This window comes from Janthinobacterium sp. UMAB-56, from assembly GCF_900095265.1.
GTDB lineage: Bacteria > Pseudomonadota > Gammaproteobacteria > Burkholderiales > Burkholderiaceae_D > Janthinobacterium.
In genome coordinates this window covers 199,898-215,821 of the sequence record NZ_LT607659.1, presented here as the reverse complement: position 1 = coordinate 215,821, position 15,924 = coordinate 199,898, and the positions used below count along the sequence as shown (strand labels likewise).

General features: G+C 62.5%; 15 protein-coding genes. 9 read left to right on the top strand and 6 right to left on the bottom strand.

The annotated features are described in order from the left end of the window. Nucleotides 1-238 precede the first annotated feature (238 nt). Nucleotides 239-2,164: a methyl-accepting chemotaxis protein gene (locus K0F85_RS17570; protein ID WP_219117248.1), complete on the top strand. Its 1,926-nt coding sequence runs from the start codon at nt 239-241 to the stop codon at nt 2,162-2,164. Between the two features lie 12 nt (nt 2,165-2,176). On the opposite strand, the gene K0F85_RS17565 is transcribed toward K0F85_RS17570, so the two are convergent. Further along, nucleotides 2,177-3,076 (bottom strand): LysR family transcriptional regulator, encoded by a 900-nt coding sequence (locus K0F85_RS17565; RefSeq protein ID WP_219117247.1) that lies wholly within the window; start codon nt 3,074-3,076, stop codon nt 2,177-2,179. A 120-nt stretch (nt 3,077-3,196) separates the two neighbouring features. Between K0F85_RS17565 and K0F85_RS17560 the strand changes: the two genes are divergently transcribed. Then, nucleotides 3,197-4,129, top strand: coding sequence for a DMT family transporter (locus K0F85_RS17560; protein WP_219117246.1), 933 nt, complete (start codon nt 3,197-3,199; stop codon nt 4,127-4,129). Here K0F85_RS17560 and K0F85_RS17555 read toward each other — a convergent pair whose 3' ends face one another. Beyond that, nucleotides 4,130-5,008: a serine hydrolase gene (locus tag K0F85_RS17555; RefSeq protein ID WP_219117245.1), complete on the bottom strand. Its 879-nt coding sequence runs from the start codon at nt 5,006-5,008 to the stop codon at nt 4,130-4,132. A 419-nt stretch (nt 5,009-5,427) separates the two neighbouring features. Here K0F85_RS17555 and K0F85_RS17550 point away from each other — a divergent pair, with 419 nt between their 5' ends. Both K0F85_RS17550 and K0F85_RS17545 read left to right on the top strand, forming a co-directional pair. Continuing rightward, nucleotides 5,428-6,681: a sensor histidine kinase gene (locus K0F85_RS17550; protein WP_219117244.1), complete on the top strand. Its 1,254-nt coding sequence runs from the start codon at nt 5,428-5,430 to the stop codon at nt 6,679-6,681. Further along, the gene (locus K0F85_RS17545; protein WP_219117243.1) at nt 6,678-7,427 is read left to right on the top strand and encodes a LytTR family DNA-binding domain-containing protein; all 750 of its coding nucleotides are present in this window, start codon (nt 6,678-6,680) and stop codon (nt 7,425-7,427) included. The genes K0F85_RS17550 and K0F85_RS17545 overlap by 4 nt, the downstream gene beginning before the upstream one ends. Before the next feature lie 58 nt (nt 7,428-7,485). Here the strand turns inward: K0F85_RS17545 and K0F85_RS17540 are convergent, their stop codons facing one another. Next, nucleotides 7,486-7,704, bottom strand: coding sequence for a molybdopterin-binding protein (locus tag K0F85_RS17540; RefSeq protein ID WP_099759594.1), 219 nt, complete (start codon nt 7,702-7,704; stop codon nt 7,486-7,488). A gap of 747 nt (nt 7,705-8,451) precedes the next feature. Here K0F85_RS17540 and K0F85_RS17535 point away from each other — a divergent pair. Further along, nucleotides 8,452-9,630: a LuxR family transcriptional regulator gene (locus K0F85_RS17535; RefSeq protein WP_219117242.1), complete on the top strand. Its 1,179-nt coding sequence runs from the start codon at nt 8,452-8,454 to the stop codon at nt 9,628-9,630. Nucleotides 9,631-9,673: 43 nt separating this feature from the next. Here the strand turns inward: K0F85_RS17535 and K0F85_RS17530 are convergent, their stop codons facing one another. After that, complete coding sequence (locus K0F85_RS17530; RefSeq protein ID WP_219117241.1) at nt 9,674-10,723, bottom strand: sulfate ABC transporter substrate-binding protein; 1,050 nt, start codon at nt 10,721-10,723, stop codon at nt 9,674-9,676. Between the two features lie 301 nt (nt 10,724-11,024). Here K0F85_RS17530 and K0F85_RS17525 point away from each other — a divergent pair, with 301 nt between their 5' ends. Further along, entirely contained in the window at nt 11,025-11,555 is a 531-nt protein-coding gene (locus K0F85_RS17525; protein WP_219117240.1) for a GNAT family N-acetyltransferase, read from the top strand. A 66-nt stretch (nt 11,556-11,621) separates the two neighbouring features. Here K0F85_RS17525 and K0F85_RS17520 read toward each other — a convergent pair whose 3' ends face one another. Further along, the gene (locus K0F85_RS17520) at nt 11,622-12,434 is read right to left on the bottom strand and encodes a class II glutamine amidotransferase (protein ID WP_219117239.1); all 813 of its coding nucleotides are present in this window, start codon (nt 12,432-12,434) and stop codon (nt 11,622-11,624) included. A 232-nt stretch (nt 12,435-12,666) separates the two neighbouring features. On the opposite strand from K0F85_RS17520, the gene K0F85_RS17515 reads away from it, so the two are divergent. From K0F85_RS17515 to K0F85_RS17505, 3 genes are all read left to right on the top strand, one after another. After that, nucleotides 12,667-13,515, top strand: a complete 849-nt coding sequence (locus tag K0F85_RS17515; protein WP_219117238.1) for an EAL domain-containing protein — start codon at nt 12,667-12,669, stop codon at nt 13,513-13,515. Between the two features lie 117 nt (nt 13,516-13,632). Then, the gene (locus K0F85_RS17510; protein WP_219117270.1) at nt 13,633-14,349 is read left to right on the top strand and encodes a DUF882 domain-containing protein; all 717 of its coding nucleotides are present in this window, start codon (nt 13,633-13,635) and stop codon (nt 14,347-14,349) included. Between the two features lie 135 nt (nt 14,350-14,484). Beyond that, nucleotides 14,485-15,378: a LysR family transcriptional regulator gene (locus tag K0F85_RS17505; RefSeq protein ID WP_219117237.1), complete on the top strand. Its 894-nt coding sequence runs from the start codon at nt 14,485-14,487 to the stop codon at nt 15,376-15,378. Here K0F85_RS17505 and K0F85_RS17500 read toward each other — a convergent pair. Further along, complete coding sequence (locus tag K0F85_RS17500; RefSeq protein ID WP_219117236.1) at nt 15,342-15,821, bottom strand: PACE efflux transporter; 480 nt, start codon at nt 15,819-15,821, stop codon at nt 15,342-15,344. The genes K0F85_RS17505 and K0F85_RS17500 overlap by 37 nt on opposite strands. Nucleotides 15,822-15,924 lie beyond the last annotated feature (103 nt).

Below are 15,924 nucleotides of genomic sequence, written 5' to 3'. Positions count from 1 at the left end.
CGCAGCGCGCGCAGGCCAGGATGACGTGGTCAAACGAACGGCGATACTGTTTAAAAAATTAACTATGCGGCAATCATGGTGGAGCGGCAATAAAGAATGGTGTTGCTTTGATGGAATAAATGTTTATTATTTCGAATATTGAATAATATTGTTCCGATTTTTGTGTGAGAATGCAAGAGCAGGGTGGCAGGGCGACAGCGCTGTGTCACACCATCAAAATCAAAACCAGGAGTCCATCATGTTGTCTTCTCTTCGCACGCGTCTGGTGCTCATTTGCGTTTCCATCGTCGTGCTGTCCATGCTGGCCTTGTCGGTCGCCAATTACGTCACCACGCGCAGCAGCATGCTGGCGTCATCCGACCAGCAGATGCAGCAACTGCTGCAAAGCCAGTCGGCCGTGCTGGCGCAATGGGTCGATGGCAAGAAAAAGGTCATGGCGTCCGTCGTCATGTCGGCCGAGACGCCCGATCCGCTGCGCGCCTTCCAGATCGCGGAAAAGGCCGGCGATTTTGCGGAAGTGTTCATCGGCTATGCGGACAAGCGCTCCGTGTTTACCCATCCGGGACGCCCGGCCGATTTCGATCCCACGGCGCGCGCCTGGTACACGGACACCGTCAAGGCCGGCGTGCCGATGCTGACGCCGCCGTATGTGGATGCGGCCAGCCACAAGCTGGTGGTGTCGTTTACGGCGCCCGTCGGCCCGAAAGAGGCACTTAGCGGCGTGGCGGGCGCCGATGTGCTGCTCGACACGGTGATCGCCAACGTGGTGGCGATCAAGCCGACGCCGCACAGCTTTGCCTTCCTGGTCGACCAGAGCGGCACCATTATCGCCCATGCGAACAAGGACCTGAGCCTGCAGCCGGTGGGCAAAATCGATGCGGCGCTGTCGGCCGCGCAGGTCAACCGGCTGGAAAGCACGCGCACGAGCGAGGCAGTGCGTTTGAACGAGCGTGACGGCATGCTGTACGTCACGCGCGTGGCGGGCACCGATTGGCTGCTGGCCGTGGTGCTCGACCAGCAGGAAGCCATGCAAGCCTTGCAGACGATGCTGACTACGGCCACCGTCACGGCCGTGCTGCTGGCCGGCGCGGCGGCGGTGTTGCTGTCGCTGCTGGTGTTCAACATGCTCAAGCGCCTGGAACTGGTGCGCGATGCGCTTGACGACATCGCTTCCGGAGAAGGCGATTTGACGCGCCGCCTCGACGCTTCCGGCGTGGATGAACTGGCGCAGATCGCCGGCGCCTTCAACCGCTTCATCGACAAGATCGCCGCCGTGCTGGTGAAAATCCGCACGGCAAGCGAATCGGTGAAGGTCTCGTCGATGGAAATCGCCGCCGGCAACCAGGACCTGTCGTCGCGCACGGAACAGCAGGCCAGTTCGCTGGAAGAAACGGCCGCCTCGATGGAAGAGCTGACCAGCACGGTAAAACAGAATGCGGACAATGCGCGCCAGGCCAACCAGATGGCGCAATCGGCATCCGGCGTGGCCAGCAAGGGCGGGCAAGTGGTGGCGCAGGTGGTCGATACCATGGCCTCGATCAACGATTCCTCGAAGAAGATCGTCGATATCATCAGCGTCATCGATGGCATCGCCTTCCAGACGAATATCCTGGCCTTGAACGCGGCGGTGGAAGCGGCGCGCGCGGGCGAGCAGGGACGGGGCTTTGCCGTGGTGGCGACGGAAGTGCGTAATCTGGCTCAGCGATCCGCTGGCGCAGCGAAGGAAATCAAGCTGCTGATCGACGATTCGGTGGCCAAGGTCGATTCGGGCGCGCGCCTGGTCGACGAGGCTGGCGCGACGATGCAGGAAATCGTCGACAGCGTGCGCCGCGTCACCGACATCATGGGCGAGATCACGGCCGCCAGCGTCGAACAAAGCTCGGGCATCGAACAGGTGAATCAGGCGATTGCGCAAATGGACCAGGTGACGCAGCAAAATGCGGCCCTGGTGGAAGAGGCGGCGGCTGCCGCGGAAAGCCTGCAAGACCAGGCCAGCACCCTGTCGCAGGTGGTGGGCGTGTTCAAGCTCGATGAAGGACAGGTCGCCGTGCCGCCGCCGGCCAGGCCCGTGGTGCGCGCAGCCATCGCGCCGCGCCTCGCCAGCCGTCCGGCAAAAACGTCCGCCGCCAAGCCGGAACGCAGCGAGGAGTGGGAGACGTTTTAAACTTGTCAACTGTCAGGCGCGCCGTGGCGCCAGGGTAGGCGCCATCTGTTTCGCCACTTCAAAGAACGCGTTGGTGGCCGGCGTGTTCTGGCGCCGGTCGCGCACGGCCAGGCCCACCTTGCGGCTGACGGGCGGGTTCAAGGGCAGGGCCAGCAAGTCCGGGTACTGTTCGCGCAGGCGCTGCGGCAGGGCCAGTTCGGCCACGATGGACAGGCCGTCGCCGCGGCTGACCATGTCGAGGATGGTGATCACCTGGCTGATGCGATAGGGCACGTGCGGCTGCAAGCCCGCGTCGGCGAACAGGGGTTCGATCAGGCAGGCGCAGCCCGCCTCGGACATGATGAACGGCCCTTCGCACAGCTGCGCCAAGGTGATGGTGGTTTCGCTGGCCAGCGGGTGGCTGCGCGGCACCAGCGCCATCATCTGGTCTTCCACCAGCGGCGCCGTATCGAAACGCTCGTCGGGCAGCACGACGAAGCCCACGTCGACCCTGCGTTCGCGTATCCACTGCACCACTTCATGGTCGGCGCCTTCGTCGATGCGCAGGGCGATGCCGGGATAGCGCAGGCGGAATTGCGCCGTGATGGCCGGCAGCAGGTTCAAGGACGAGGTGGGACCGAAGGAGCCGATGCGCAAGCTGCCCTGGCGCTGGCCCAGCACATCGGCCGCTTCCTGGCGCATGGCTTCCGACAGGCCGAGGATTTCGCGCGCACGCACCAGCAACTGGCGGCCCACGTCAGTCAGCTCGGCCGAGGCCTGGTGGCGCACGATGAGGTCCACGCCCATCTCCTTTTCCAGCGCCTTCAAGGCGTGCGAGACGGCTGACTGGCTGATGCCCAGTTGCGCGGCGGCGGCGGAAAAGCCGTGCAGTTCGGCCACCAGGGTAAAAATTTCCAGTTGCGTGAAGGTCATGGTGTGGTTTTCCTGCGCTATGAGTATTTGCTCATTATTTCATGAGTTGATATTAGTATTAATATATAAGCATACCGCACGTGCAGCCTCCGCTGTACCAGCGACATCATAGGACTTTCCATGCGCACTTCCGCCCTACCTTCAGCTGCTCTGCCTGCCGTGCAATCGCCGCTCGTGTATATCAAACTGATTTTCGTCGCCCTGTTTTGGGGCGGCACCTTTATCGCCGGGCGCGTGCTGGCGCAGCAGATGCCGCCCATGACGGCCGCCAGCGGGCGCTTCGGCGTGGCCGTGCTGCTGCTGGTCGTGCTGGCATGGAAACTGGAAGGGGGCTTGCCACGCCTGGACCGCAAGCAGCTGGCGACGACGGCGGCGCTTGGCCTGACGGGCATCTTCTTGTATAACCTGTGCTTCCTGGCGGCCCTGTCGCGCATGCCGGCCGGGCGCACGGCCCTGTTCGTGGCCCTGAACCCCATCGTCACGGCGCTGGCTTCGGCCATGCTGTTCCGCGAACGCCTCGGTTCCTTCAAGTGGCTGGGCATCATGCTGGCGTTTTGCGGCACGGCCATCGTCATCACGCGCGGCGATCTCGCCGGCGTGCTGCACGGCACCGGCGGCGGCATCGGTATGGGCGAAGTGTTCATGTTCTGCGGCATCTCCAGCTGGGCCGCCTACACGCTGATCGGCCGGGTGGCGCTGAAGGGCTTGAGCCCGATCGCCGCCACCACGTATGCCTCGATGTGGGGCCTGGCCTTTTTGCTGGTGGGGGCGGTGGTGGAATTTCCCAGCGTGCCATGGCATAGCTTTGGCTGGCAAGTGTGGGCCGCCATCGCCTACCTGGGCGTGTTCGGCACGGTGATCGGCTTTGTCTGGTATTACGAAGGCGTGAAAGCGCTGGGACCGTCGCGCACGGCCGTGTTCAACAACCTCGTGCCCGTGTTCGGCATCGTGCTGGCGGCGGCGCTGCTGGGCGAATCCGTGCTGGTATCCATGCTGGTGGGCGGCGCGGTGACGATAGCCGGCGTGGTCATGACCAACCGGCAAGCGAAATAATTATTTGGCGCGCCGGCGTTTCGATGGTTTTGCCGGTGCTTTTTTATGCCGGCTGACGGAGGCGCGCTTCACTTTCGGCTCTTCGATGCCGTTTTCGGCCGCCAGCATGCGGCGGATGTTGACGGCATCCATGGCGCGCACGGAATTGGCGCGCGCATTGAGCAAGATCATGGTGGCGAACTTGCCGGCCGACTTGATGCGCATGATCAGGCAGCGGCCCGCCTCATTCGTGTAGCCCGTTTTCGACAGGCCGATATCCCAGCCCTTGGCGCCCACCAGGCGGTTCGTGTTGTGGTATTCCACATCGCGGCCCTTGATCTGGATCACGTCCTTCGAATCGGTGGTGATGCGGCTGATTTCCGGGTAGCGCGAGGCGGCCACGGCCATCTTGACGAGGTCCGCTGCCGTCGACTGGTTGTTCGGCGACAGGCCCGTCGGCTCTTCGATGACGGTCTGGCGCATGCCCAGGGCCTTGATCTTGGCGTTGACGGCCACGGCGAATGCCGTCGGGCCACCGGGGAAGGTGCGCGCCAGCGACGCGGCGGCACGGTTGTCGGATGACATCAGCGCCAGTTGCAGCACGTCGTGGCGCGTCAATGTGGCGCCCACGGGTACGCGCGAGGTGCTGTGTTTCAAGGTGTCGACATCCTCGCGGTCGATGCTGATCTCTTCCTGCATATTGGCCTTGGAGTCGAGCACGACCATGGCCGTCATGAGTTTGGTCAGCGAGGCGATGGGCACCACCACGTTGGAATTTTTTTCAAGCAAGACTTTACCTGTGCCATCTTCGACCACCAGTATCGACTGGGAACCGAAGGGCACGGCGATGGCCGCTGTCGAAAGCGTCATCAGCACCGCGGCGAACATTTTTTTGAGCATGGGATTTTGTATGTGGGAAAGCAGTTTTGGGGCGCCATCGAGGGCGCTGCGCGCAAAGCCGGGACCGGGCCGCGCGGGGCACGCGGCGTGTGTCTCGGAAGCAATATTTGCCAAGTTTAAACAATACCATTAAAGATCAAGCGATGTCTATGGTACAGGCCCGAGACAAGCGGTGTTGCGGCCAATTTGGCAAATAAAAACGGCTATTCTTGCCGTAGTGAAAATTGTTACGCCATTATTGATTTCGTCTTGGAAACTTCGTATTATTTCAGCAAGATTGGCAGCGATGCTCTGGCAGGCAGCGTGCGCTTCGTCGTTGATGCCTGCCCCTTCGTGCTTCGTCGCCCCGTGCTATGCCCTGCAACGGTGGCACCGTAGACTGCGTTCATGCCTGAATCACAGACCACGGAGAAAGCATCGTGTTAAAAAAATATACGCACTGGTACCGCAGCATCGATGAAGAATCGCTGCGGGTGCTGAAACATCCCGAGGTGGCGGCGCAGGTCCAGGGACGGGTACGCCGCTACGTCGCCATGAAACTGGTCAAGCTGACGCCGATCGAGCGCCAGCAATTGCACGATTTCCTGCTCAAGTACCGCGGCGCCGGCTTTTACATCGCCGCATTCAAGCTGATGCTGATGTTCAGCGCCATCGGCGTCGTCCTGCACCTGCTGCTGCCGGCCAGATTCGAATTGCTCAAGGCCCTGGCCTTCAGCAACGGCATGGGCTTTGCGCTGGCGTGGGGCCTGGTTGGCGTGTGGTTCAATTACCGCAGTTCCGTGCGCAACAAGTTCAAGAAATTCTTGCGGATCGTGTCGACCTGCGCGGCAGGGGCCGCGGCCGGCGTGCTGCTGGCTGGCCTGAGCGATACCGGTTCCATGGGCATGGCCTTCGAGCGATTGCTGCGCGTGGGCGGCATCGCCTTGCTGGTGGCCGGTTTGTTTTACATGGTGCCGCTGGCAATCGTGACCACCTGGCGCAACCGCCAGTACGAAGCACTGACTCTGCAGTTGCAGCAAGATGCCGAGCGCGACCGTCTGGCGCGCGAACTGAGCGAATCGCAGCTGCGCCTGCTGCGCGCGCAGATCGAGCCGCATTTCCTGTTCAATACCCTGGGCGCGGTGCAGCAACTGGCCGAGCAGGGGGCCCATGGCGCGCCGAGGGCGGCGGCGCTGACGGCCGACCTGATCGCTTTTTTGCGCGCCAGCCTGGCCGAGATGCGCAGCGAGCACGTGACCTTGCAGAGTGAATTCGACATGGTGGCAGCCTACCTGCGCGTGATGCAGGCGCGCATGGGTGCGCGGTTGCGCTTCAGCCTGGATTTGCCCGACGCGCTTGCGCAGGCAATGATCCCCAGCATGATCTTGCTGACCCTGGCGGAAAACGCCATCAAGCATGGCATCGAGCCAGCCTTGCGCGGTGGCACAGTGCACCTGTCTGCCGTGCTGATGGAGAATGGCAAGCTGCGCCTGTTCTTGCAGGACACGGGCGTGGGCCTGGGCGCGGTACCGGTGGAAGGCGGCGGACTGGGCCTGGAAAACGTACGCAGCCGGCTCTTGCTGTCCGATCCGGCCGCCAGCTTGACCCTGCGCGATGGCGAAGACGGTGGCGTGATCGCTGAAATAGTACTGCCCATTAAAATTGCATCCAGCCTGAAAGATCCCGCCGCATGAACTCCACCATCCTGATCGCCGAAGACGAACCGCTGATGCGCGAGCGCCTGCAGACGATGCTGGCGCTGGCCTGGCCCGAGGCGCGCATCGTGCTGGTGGCGGAAAACGGCAACGATGCCTGGGACGGCTTCCTCGAGCACGAGCCGGACGTGGTCTTCCTCGACATTCGCATGCCGGGACTGTCCGGCCTGGAAGTGGCCGAGCGCATCGGCAAGCGCGCCCACGTGGTGTTCGTCACGGCCTACGACCAGTACGCCGTCGATGCCTTCGACGCGGGCGCCGTCGATTATCTGTTGAAACCCGTGCAGGCCGAGCGCTTGCAGCGGGCGCTGGCCCGTTTGCGCGACAAGCTCGGCGCGCCGCCGGCCGACATGGCCCACTTGCTGCAATCGCTGCGTGCCGCGCTGCCGGCGCCGCCGCGCGAAAAACTGAAGTGGATCAGGGCCAGCGTGGGCAAGCAGATCCGCCTGATCGACATCGACGACGTGCTGTTCTTCCAGGCCGACACCAAGTACACGCGCGTGGTGCTGGCCGGCTCGGAAGCGCTGGTGCGCACGCCGCTGAAGGATTTGCTGGGCGGGCTCGATCCCGATCAATTCTGGCAAATCCACCGCGGCACCATGGTCAACGTGAAAGCCATCGAAGCGGCCGAGCGCATCGACGCCGAGCGCATGCAGGTACTGGTGCGTGGCAGCGCGGAAAAATTGCCCGTCAGTCGTACGTTCACGCATTTGTTCCGCGATTAGCCAGCAATGCAAACGCCCCGCACTTGGCGGGGCGGGGCGATCGGCGGCGGTACTTTGCTTACTGGATCTTGGCGATCGACACCTCCGTCGATTTCACCAGGGCGATGACTTCGCTGCCCACTTTCAAGTCCAGGTCCTTGATCGAACGCGAGGTGATCACCGAGGTGACGATGCCGTGCGGCGTTTCCACGTCCACTTCCGACACCACGGGGCCAAAGATGATTTCCTTGATCTTGCCGCTGAACTGGTTGCGTACATTCACTTCCGAGATAGCCATGAGTTTTCCTTTGTGCCCTTAATGCGCCGTGCGGCGCGACATGGCCAGAGTACGGCGCGCGCCGATTTTTGACCACGAATCGATGCGCATATCGATATGCGGAACGCGTGCGAAAGTGCTGATGCAAGCATATTATTCGCCTGTGCGCGGGAGCCGGAAGTGCAAGCTCTTGGCGACGAGGCAACCACGTCCGGCTGGTGCCTGCAGCCGTGCGTAGTCCTGCGCATCAGGCAAGTGCAGCACGCCATCCGCGAGAAGGCGCATGGTGACGCTATAGGGCTGAGTAGTACCGGGGAGCAAGTCCGCCCTCAGCGCCTCCTTGCATTGCTTCATCACTTCCTTGTGGTGCTCTCACATTTCCACGTATTTCTTCGGATGATTGATGAGGGTGATGCACATCTCGGTCAAGTGCTCCTTCTATCGTGCTGGCATACAGCGATGCCGGCATGCCATTCCCGCCGTTTGCACCGGACTGGCTTTGGGCCAGTTGGTCGGCAAGCTGCCCTTCGAGTCCGGCTCGCTCATCGCGTCGCGTGCCGGCGCCGGCCTGTGACTGCACGGCGTTGCCGTCCGTGGCGCTGGCAGAACTTGTACCGTCCTGCGCTGTCTTAAGCATGCGGACTTCCTGGCTTGCCGACGTAGCCATGCCGGCCATGGCTACGTCGCTGGCATGGCCGGCGCCAGCGATGCCATGGTGCGTGCCTGGTCACTGCCGCGTATCCTTCAATTGAAGGACGTGGCACGGGTTTGCCAATTTTTTTCAGCCAGGGGGGACGGATGGACAAGGAGGGGGCTGATCCGGTCATTGCCGCTTTTTACCGGGCGGCACTGGAGCCGGCGCAGTGGGATGCGGCCCTGCGTGCGTTCGCGCGGCTCGCTGGTGGCGACGTAGCCTGCTGTTTCCTGAAAGCGGAAGCGGGAACGGCGCCTTCGCGTGCCTGTGTCACGGGCCTGGACGAGCAAGCGTGGGAGCACGGTTACCGCCGCTACTATCACGCGCTCGATCCCGGCTATGCGGTCCTGACGCGGGGGCCGCCGGGGCGCATGCACCTGATGCAAGACTATTTCAGCGACCAGGCCGTGGCGCGTAGCGAGTATTTCCAGGATTTTTACCTGCGCGCGGGCGTGCGCTATTCGTGCAGTGGCGTCGTCCCCGATAACGGCGCGCCGACCATCCTGTCCGCGCACCGCGCAGCCGGCCAGGGCCGCTTTGACCGGCGCACGCATGGCCAACTGCAGCGCGTGCTCGCACATTTGCCGAATGTGTTTCGTCTGCGCGATACGGCGCAGCAAGCCCAGGCGCATGGTGGGCTGGCCTGGGCTGCGCTCGATGTCTTGCCCCGCGCGATCTTGCTGGTCGACGCCGGCCTGCGGCTGGTCTTTATGAACCAGGCGGCGCAGCGGCTGCTGGCTGCCACGCCCCCGGTTCGGCCCTTGATTGCCGTGCGTGGCAGCAGCGTGGATGTGCGCGTCAGTTCGGTGCAGCAGCAGTTGGCGCAACGCGTGCGGCAAGTGTGCGCAGGGCTGGCCTGCCCGCGTCCGGCGCCCTTGTATGCCGCTGATGAGGATGGCCGGCCGGCCTTGGAAATAGGTATCCTGCCGCTGCCTGTGTGCATCGGGCAGCACGCTGTCGGTGATGGGGCAGTGATGGCCATGTTGTCCCTGCGGCCCCTGTTCAGGACAGGGCTGCGGCATTGGCCAGGTGCGTTCGAGCGGCCATTCCGCTTGACGGGCGCTGAGTGGGCGCTGGCGCTGGCGTTGGCGGACGGGATGGAGCCTGCCGGGTACGCGCAACGGCAGGGCGTGCGCATCAGTACCGTGCGCAGTCAGATCCAGGCCATCCTGGCCAAGACGGGCACGCAGCGCAGCAGCGAGATCGCCAGCCTGTTCAGCGCTCTGGAGTGGGACGCCGGCACACCGCCATAAAAAAACCGGGATAAATCCCGGTTGTTGATTGATGCAGCTCAGATTACTTCTGATAAATCTTGTCGAACTCGCCGCCATCGTCAAAGTGTTTCTTTTGCGCCTGTTTCCAACCGCCAAAGACGTCATCGACGGTAAACAGGGTGATCGGTTTGAAGCTGGCCGCATATTTCTTGGCAACTGTGGCCGAACGGGGGCGCAGATAGTGCTTGGCGACCAGTTCCTGGCCCGGCTCCGAGTACAGGTATTGCAGGTAGGCCGTGGCCTGCTTGCGGACGCCGCGGCGGTCGACGACCTTGTCGACGACGGCCACCGGTGATTCGGCCAGGATGGAGATGCTCGGATACACCACCTCGAAGTTGTCGCCGAATTCGGCGCGCACCAGTTGCACTTCATTTTCAAACGTCACCAGCACGTCGCCGATTTCACGCTGGGTAAACGTGGTGGTGGCGCCGCGGCCGCCGCCATCGAGCACGGGCACGTTCTTGAACAGCTTGCTTACGAGTTCGCGCGCTTGCGCTTCGCTGCCGCCTTTTTTCACGGCATAGCCCCAGGCTGCCAGATAGGTGTAGCGGCCGTTGCCCGAGGTTTTCGGGTTCGGCACAATGACCTTGATGCCGGGCTTGGCCAGGTCGTCCCAATCCTTGATGTGTTTAGGGTTGCCTTTGCGTACCAGATACACCATGGTCGAGTAAAACGGCGCCGCATTGTTCGGGAATTTCTTGGCCCAGTCTGCCACCACCAGGCCGCGGTCGACGAGGAGGTCGATATCATTGGCCTGGTTCATGGTCACGACGGACGCCTCCAGTCCATCGGCGACGGAGCGTGCCTGCTTGCTCGACCCACCGTGCGATTGCTTGATGGTAATGGTTTCTCCCGTTTTGGCTTTCCAATCTGCAATAAATGCGGGATTCACGTCCTTGAACAATTCGCGCATCACGTCGTAGGACGCGTTCAGCAAGACCACCGGTTCGGCGGCGCTGGCGGCCATCGGCAGGCTTATGGCGGCAGCGGCCAGGGCGCTGGCCAGGAACCAGCGGCGCGAGCGTTGGGCGAAGGTTGCTGCGGCAGTCGATACGGCGTTGAGATCGGTCATGTTGGGCTCTTGTTGTGAGAATAGATAGACATGGTCTAAAATTCCTGCCGGAAAAGAAACGAATTTTTCGTAATATGCTTAGACTTGATTTCCGTTTGCGCTAAAAAACAGATATGGATTTCTGGAAACATTCGTGGGCAAGGTGCGCAACAGCACTTAGTCTGCAGGCATTGCGCCATAGGCAAAACCGGTCCGTGGCGTGCGGCAAAAAACCCGATTGCGCCGCTTGGTGTATAGTCGAATCGCACGATACAGGGGTAAAACCGTCTGCATCGGCAACTGGAATATTTTGTGAGCGTACATGAGTCTTGAAATTCGTATTGCAACATCGACCGACGCTTTCGAAGCGTGCAACGTATTACGACGCTCCATCGTCGAATGCTGCAGCCTCGATCATCGGGACGATCCGGCCATCCTGGAAGCCTGGCTGGGCAATAAAACACCGCAGATGGTGGCGTGCTGGTTTGCGTCGCCGACTAATTTTTCGCTGGTCGCCGTCGAGGCGGGCGCCGTCGTCGGCGTTGGCTTGCTGACACGCGCCGGCAAGCTGGCCCTGTGCTACCTGCTGCCCGAGGCGCAAGGCCGCGGCGCCGGCAAGGCGCTGGTGGCGCAATTGGAAACGCAGGCGCGCGAGTGGGGCATCAAGGCCCTCCAACTGCACAGCACGGCCAGCAGCCAGGCGTTTTTCGTCAAGCTGGGCTATGTTGAGGCGGGCAATGTGCGCTCGCCCTATGGCGTGGAAACGATTTTTTGTTGGAAACAGATTGACCCCGCAGGCATGTCCAGCGGCGACCCCAAGCGCAAGCGCTTTTGTAACTGCAATACGGCCTGACGGTTATTTTGCGCCTCGGCCCGCCCATCCGGCGGCGGGCCTTTCCCTCCGCTATCTTGCTGTCCCTCAGTAACTGATCTGGAGATAAACGCCTTGCGGCGCGCTATCGTGTGCTGGCAGCACGGTGCCGCCGGCAAACAGTTTCAGTTCGCCGGGTGCAAACGCCAGCCAGTCCTCGTTTTGCGTCAGCGGATGCGTGGCGATGACGGCGATGCGGTCGTCCAGGTGATTGTGCTGGCGAAAGTCGATGCTGCGCTCGCAATCGATCAGCTGCGCCACGGAAAACGGGTATGCGCGTAGTACATAGTGCAAATGCGTGGAACAGTGGGCAAACAGCAGCTCGCCGTCCGACAGGATGAAATTGAAGCTGCCGTGCGCGGCGATCTCCGTGGCGACCTCGGCGATGGCGGCGCGCAGCGCGGCGCGCGCGGGTGCCCCCTGGGGAAACTGCGTGCGCAAGTGGCCCAGCAGGTGGCAGAAAGCCTGTTCGCTGTCCGTGTCGCCGCTGGCGTGATAGTGCGTATTGGCGGGCGGGCGCCACGACTTCAAGTCACCGTTGTGGGCGAAGGACCAGGTCTTGCCCCACAAGTCGCGGGCGAACGGATGGGTGTTCTCTGGCGCGATGCGGCCGTGTGTGGCCTTGCGGATGTGCGCGACAATATTCCTCGCTTTCACCGGATGCTGCTGCACCGTGGCGGCCAGCGGCGAATCGATGGCCGCCAGGTGATCCGTCAGCAAGGTGCAGCCGCTACTGGAATGATAAGCGATGCCCCAGCCGTCGCGGTGCTCGTCCGTGCGTCCGCCCCGTTCGGCAAAACCGGCAAAGGAAAATCCCAATGCGGCCGGCTTGCTGCTGTTCATTGCGAGTAACTGGCACATGGCTGCCCCTTCTGATGGTGTCGGTACACGTCCACAGTAAAGCCCGGGCCTGGGGGCGGGAAGGAATGTTTCCGAGTATCGTTATGCGCTGGCCGTCGCACCCCTTATGTGCTGGCCGCATATCAAATGGCGAAACCATTCGTTCTGCTTTGCCTGGGCTTGCCTTACTCTGCCTGCTTTGGCGCCGTCTTCCCAATGCGGGCAGCTGGCGCAGTCCGATGAAGGAGCACGCATGCCATTTCCCGTCCTGAAGAATTACCTGGCCCGTCTGTCGCATCAAACCCAGGCCGGCACCCGTGTCTGGCTCGACGGGGAGGGCAGGGCGCTGGGACGCTTTTTCAATTGCACCATGAGCAGCGCCTTCCAGCCGCTGCGCGAACTGGGCAGCGGCAAACTGGTGGCGTTCGAGGGCTTGGCGCGCAGCGTGTCGAAGGCGGACGAGGGTTTGTCGCTGTGGCGTTTGCTCGATCACGCGGCCAGCGACGATGAGTCGGTGGAGCTGGACCGGCTGTGCCGCATGCTGCATGCCATTAATTTTTTCCGGCAGGCAGAAGCGGAGCAGGCCGAGCTGTACCTGAATGTGCACGACCGCTTGCTGAGCGCCGTCAGCAGCAATCACGGCCACGCCTTCCAGTGTATCCTCGACGCGCTGGGCTTGCCCATTGGGCGCATCGTGCTGCAATTGCCGGCGGTCACGCCGAACCAGGGCTGGCTGCTCAACTACGTGGCCGATAATTACCGCCGCAACGGTTTCCGCCTGGCCATCAACGTGGCCAGCGTGCATGAGGCAACGGGCCTGCTGGAGCGCTTGCACCCGCATGCGTTCAAGCTGGACGCGGGCAAACTCAGCGACGAGCAGGCTGTCGCCAGCTTCGTCACCCTGTGTCATGCGGCGAAAATTCGCGTCATCTTCAAGCGCCTCGACACGCCGGACGCGCTGGCCGCGCTGCGGCGCATCGCCACCACCACGGGCTTGCCCATCGTCGCCCAGGGCTATTTATTGGATAAACCGTTGACGGCGCTGGCGCTGGCAAGGCACGATGTTGCGGCCAGCGCCGCCGCCCAGGGCGCCAGATGCTGAAATGAGGGCGACACGATAGGCATTGAGGGTTTTTCTTCGCAGCACAATACGCTATAGTATTCCCATCGTTAAATTGGACTGACTATGGCATCGCGCAGAAACTTTCTACACCACGGTATGGGCCTGGCCGCGCTGGGCCTGGTAACCACCCCGCTCATCGGCTGCGCCTCGCGCACGGCCGCTCCCGCCTCGGCTTCGGCCAGCGCCAAGCCGCGAGCGCCGCGCACGGGCGTACCGGCCCAGCCGACGCAACTGGCGAGCGTCGACCGTTCGATCACCTCGCGGTCGCGCCAGGCCATCACCGAGCTCGAACCGCCTCCCGACATCTTCGACGCGCAGGCGCTGGACCTGGAATTCTGGCTCAAGCCCCGTACCCTGGAAGTGGTGCGCCCGGCCAGCAATGAAAAGGCCAGGCTGCTGTACTGGAAAGATGGCGAAGTCATCGATTCGGCTTACCAGGAACTGTGCCACTTGCTGCGCGACGTGAACGGCAAGAAGACGGCGCCCATCGACCCGAAACTGCTGGAAACCCTGTGGGGCACACAGGCGTTCGTGGCCCGTTATGGCATCGAGCAACCGCTGGAGATCCTGTCGGGCTACCGCACGGCCGAGTCGAACAGCCGCCTGCGCGAAGCGGGCGTGCCGGCTGCGCGCCAGTCGCTGCACATCTCGGGGCGCGCCGCCGATATCCGCGTGGCCAATCTGAACGCGGAAGTGCTCGGTTCGCTGGTGCGCAGCTTCAAGCAGGGTGGCGTGGGCTTTTATTACCGTTCCGGCCCTCGTGGCGGCTGGATCCATGCCGATACTGGTCTGCAGCGCACCTGGAAAGGTTAAGGCGATCGTCGTCGCAGGGCGGCTCCGGCAGGCTATCGTTGCTGGCGCGCCGCCCTGCCTTGAAATTCACCGGGCACTCCCGGCAAAGGCGCCAGTCCCGTCGCTGGCCGCCCCTGTGCCTGTATCGTCCATCCCATGAAACTCTCCAGCCATAACATCGAACTGTTCCTGGCCGTCGTCGACGGCGGCTCGTTCTCGGCCGCCGCGCGCGCCTTGCGGCGGGCACCGTCGGCCGTCAGCATGGCGATGGCCAACATCGAGGCGGAACTGGGCATCGCGCTGTTCGACCGCGGCGCGCGCGAAGCCGTGCCCACGGCGGCAGCGACGGCCCTGATACCGCATGCGCGCCTGATCGCCGAGCAGTTGAAGCTGTTGCATCTGCACGTGCAGGAATTGTCGCAGGGGCTGGAAAGCCGCATTTCGCTGGGCATCGCGGCCGAACTCGACCATACGCCATTCCTGGCCGCCGTGCGCGCGCTGTCGCAGCGCCATCCGCTGCTCGACATCGAAGTGCTGACGGCGCCGCAGGACGATGTGCTCGACATGCTGCACCGTGGCCGCATCAGCGCCTGCATGGCTTTCGCTGGCGGACGCATCAATCACGAGGAACAGTTCCAGTTGGTGGGCAGCGATGCCTTGCTGGCGATTATTTCCACCCAGCATGCGCCTGACGTGGCAGGCCGGCCCTTGTACATCGAGGAATTGGTAAATTTGCGCCAGATCATCGTCGCCAGCCGCGAACTCGACCTGGCCGATGCGCGCCCCGTGGTGGGCTTGTCCTATTGGCGCACGGACAGCTTGCCGATGGCGCTGGCCATGGTGGAATCGGGTTTGGGCTGGGGCAATTTTGCCGCCTCGGCCATCCAGGACTCGCTGGCGGCCGGGCGCGTGCGCTGCGTGGCATTCAAGAATACCGGCAACGGCCTGGTCGTGCCCATCCACCTGGTGTGGATGAGGGACCGGCCGCTGGGCATGGCGGCACGCGCCTTTCTTCAGTTGCTGACTGCGTCGGAAACGACCCCGCCCTGAGTATCGGGCGCCTCTTCCTTCGGCTGCTGCGCCGACAGGGGCACGCCAAACAGGCCATCGAAGAAGTAATTGAAGATGAAGCTGTAGCAGGGAATGATCAGCATCAGCGCGAAGTCCAGCACGAAGGCTTGCCACAGGCTGATATCGAGCCACCAGGCGATCAGCGGGATCAGGTAGATGACGAGGGTGATCTGGAAACCGATCGCATGCAGTATGCGGCGCCAGACCGTGCGCGTGCGTGACACTTGGCGGATTTCCCAGTATTCGAACGCCGTGTTGTAGAGCAGGTTCCAGATGACGGCGATGGTGGTGATCATGATCGCCAGCGGTCCCGTGCTGGTGGGCGATTCGCCCGAAAGCAGGGTCAGCCAGGCCGTGGAAATAGCCATGCCGATGATTTCAAAGGCGGTGACGTAGACGATTTTGCGTTGGATGCCTTGCATGTAAAGCCTGTAAAGAAGAGGTGGCGCGTATTTTAAGTCAGGCATGCTGATCTTTAAAGTCGATAGCTATCAGTTTTTCTGATGGATTCGGCGTGGAAATACC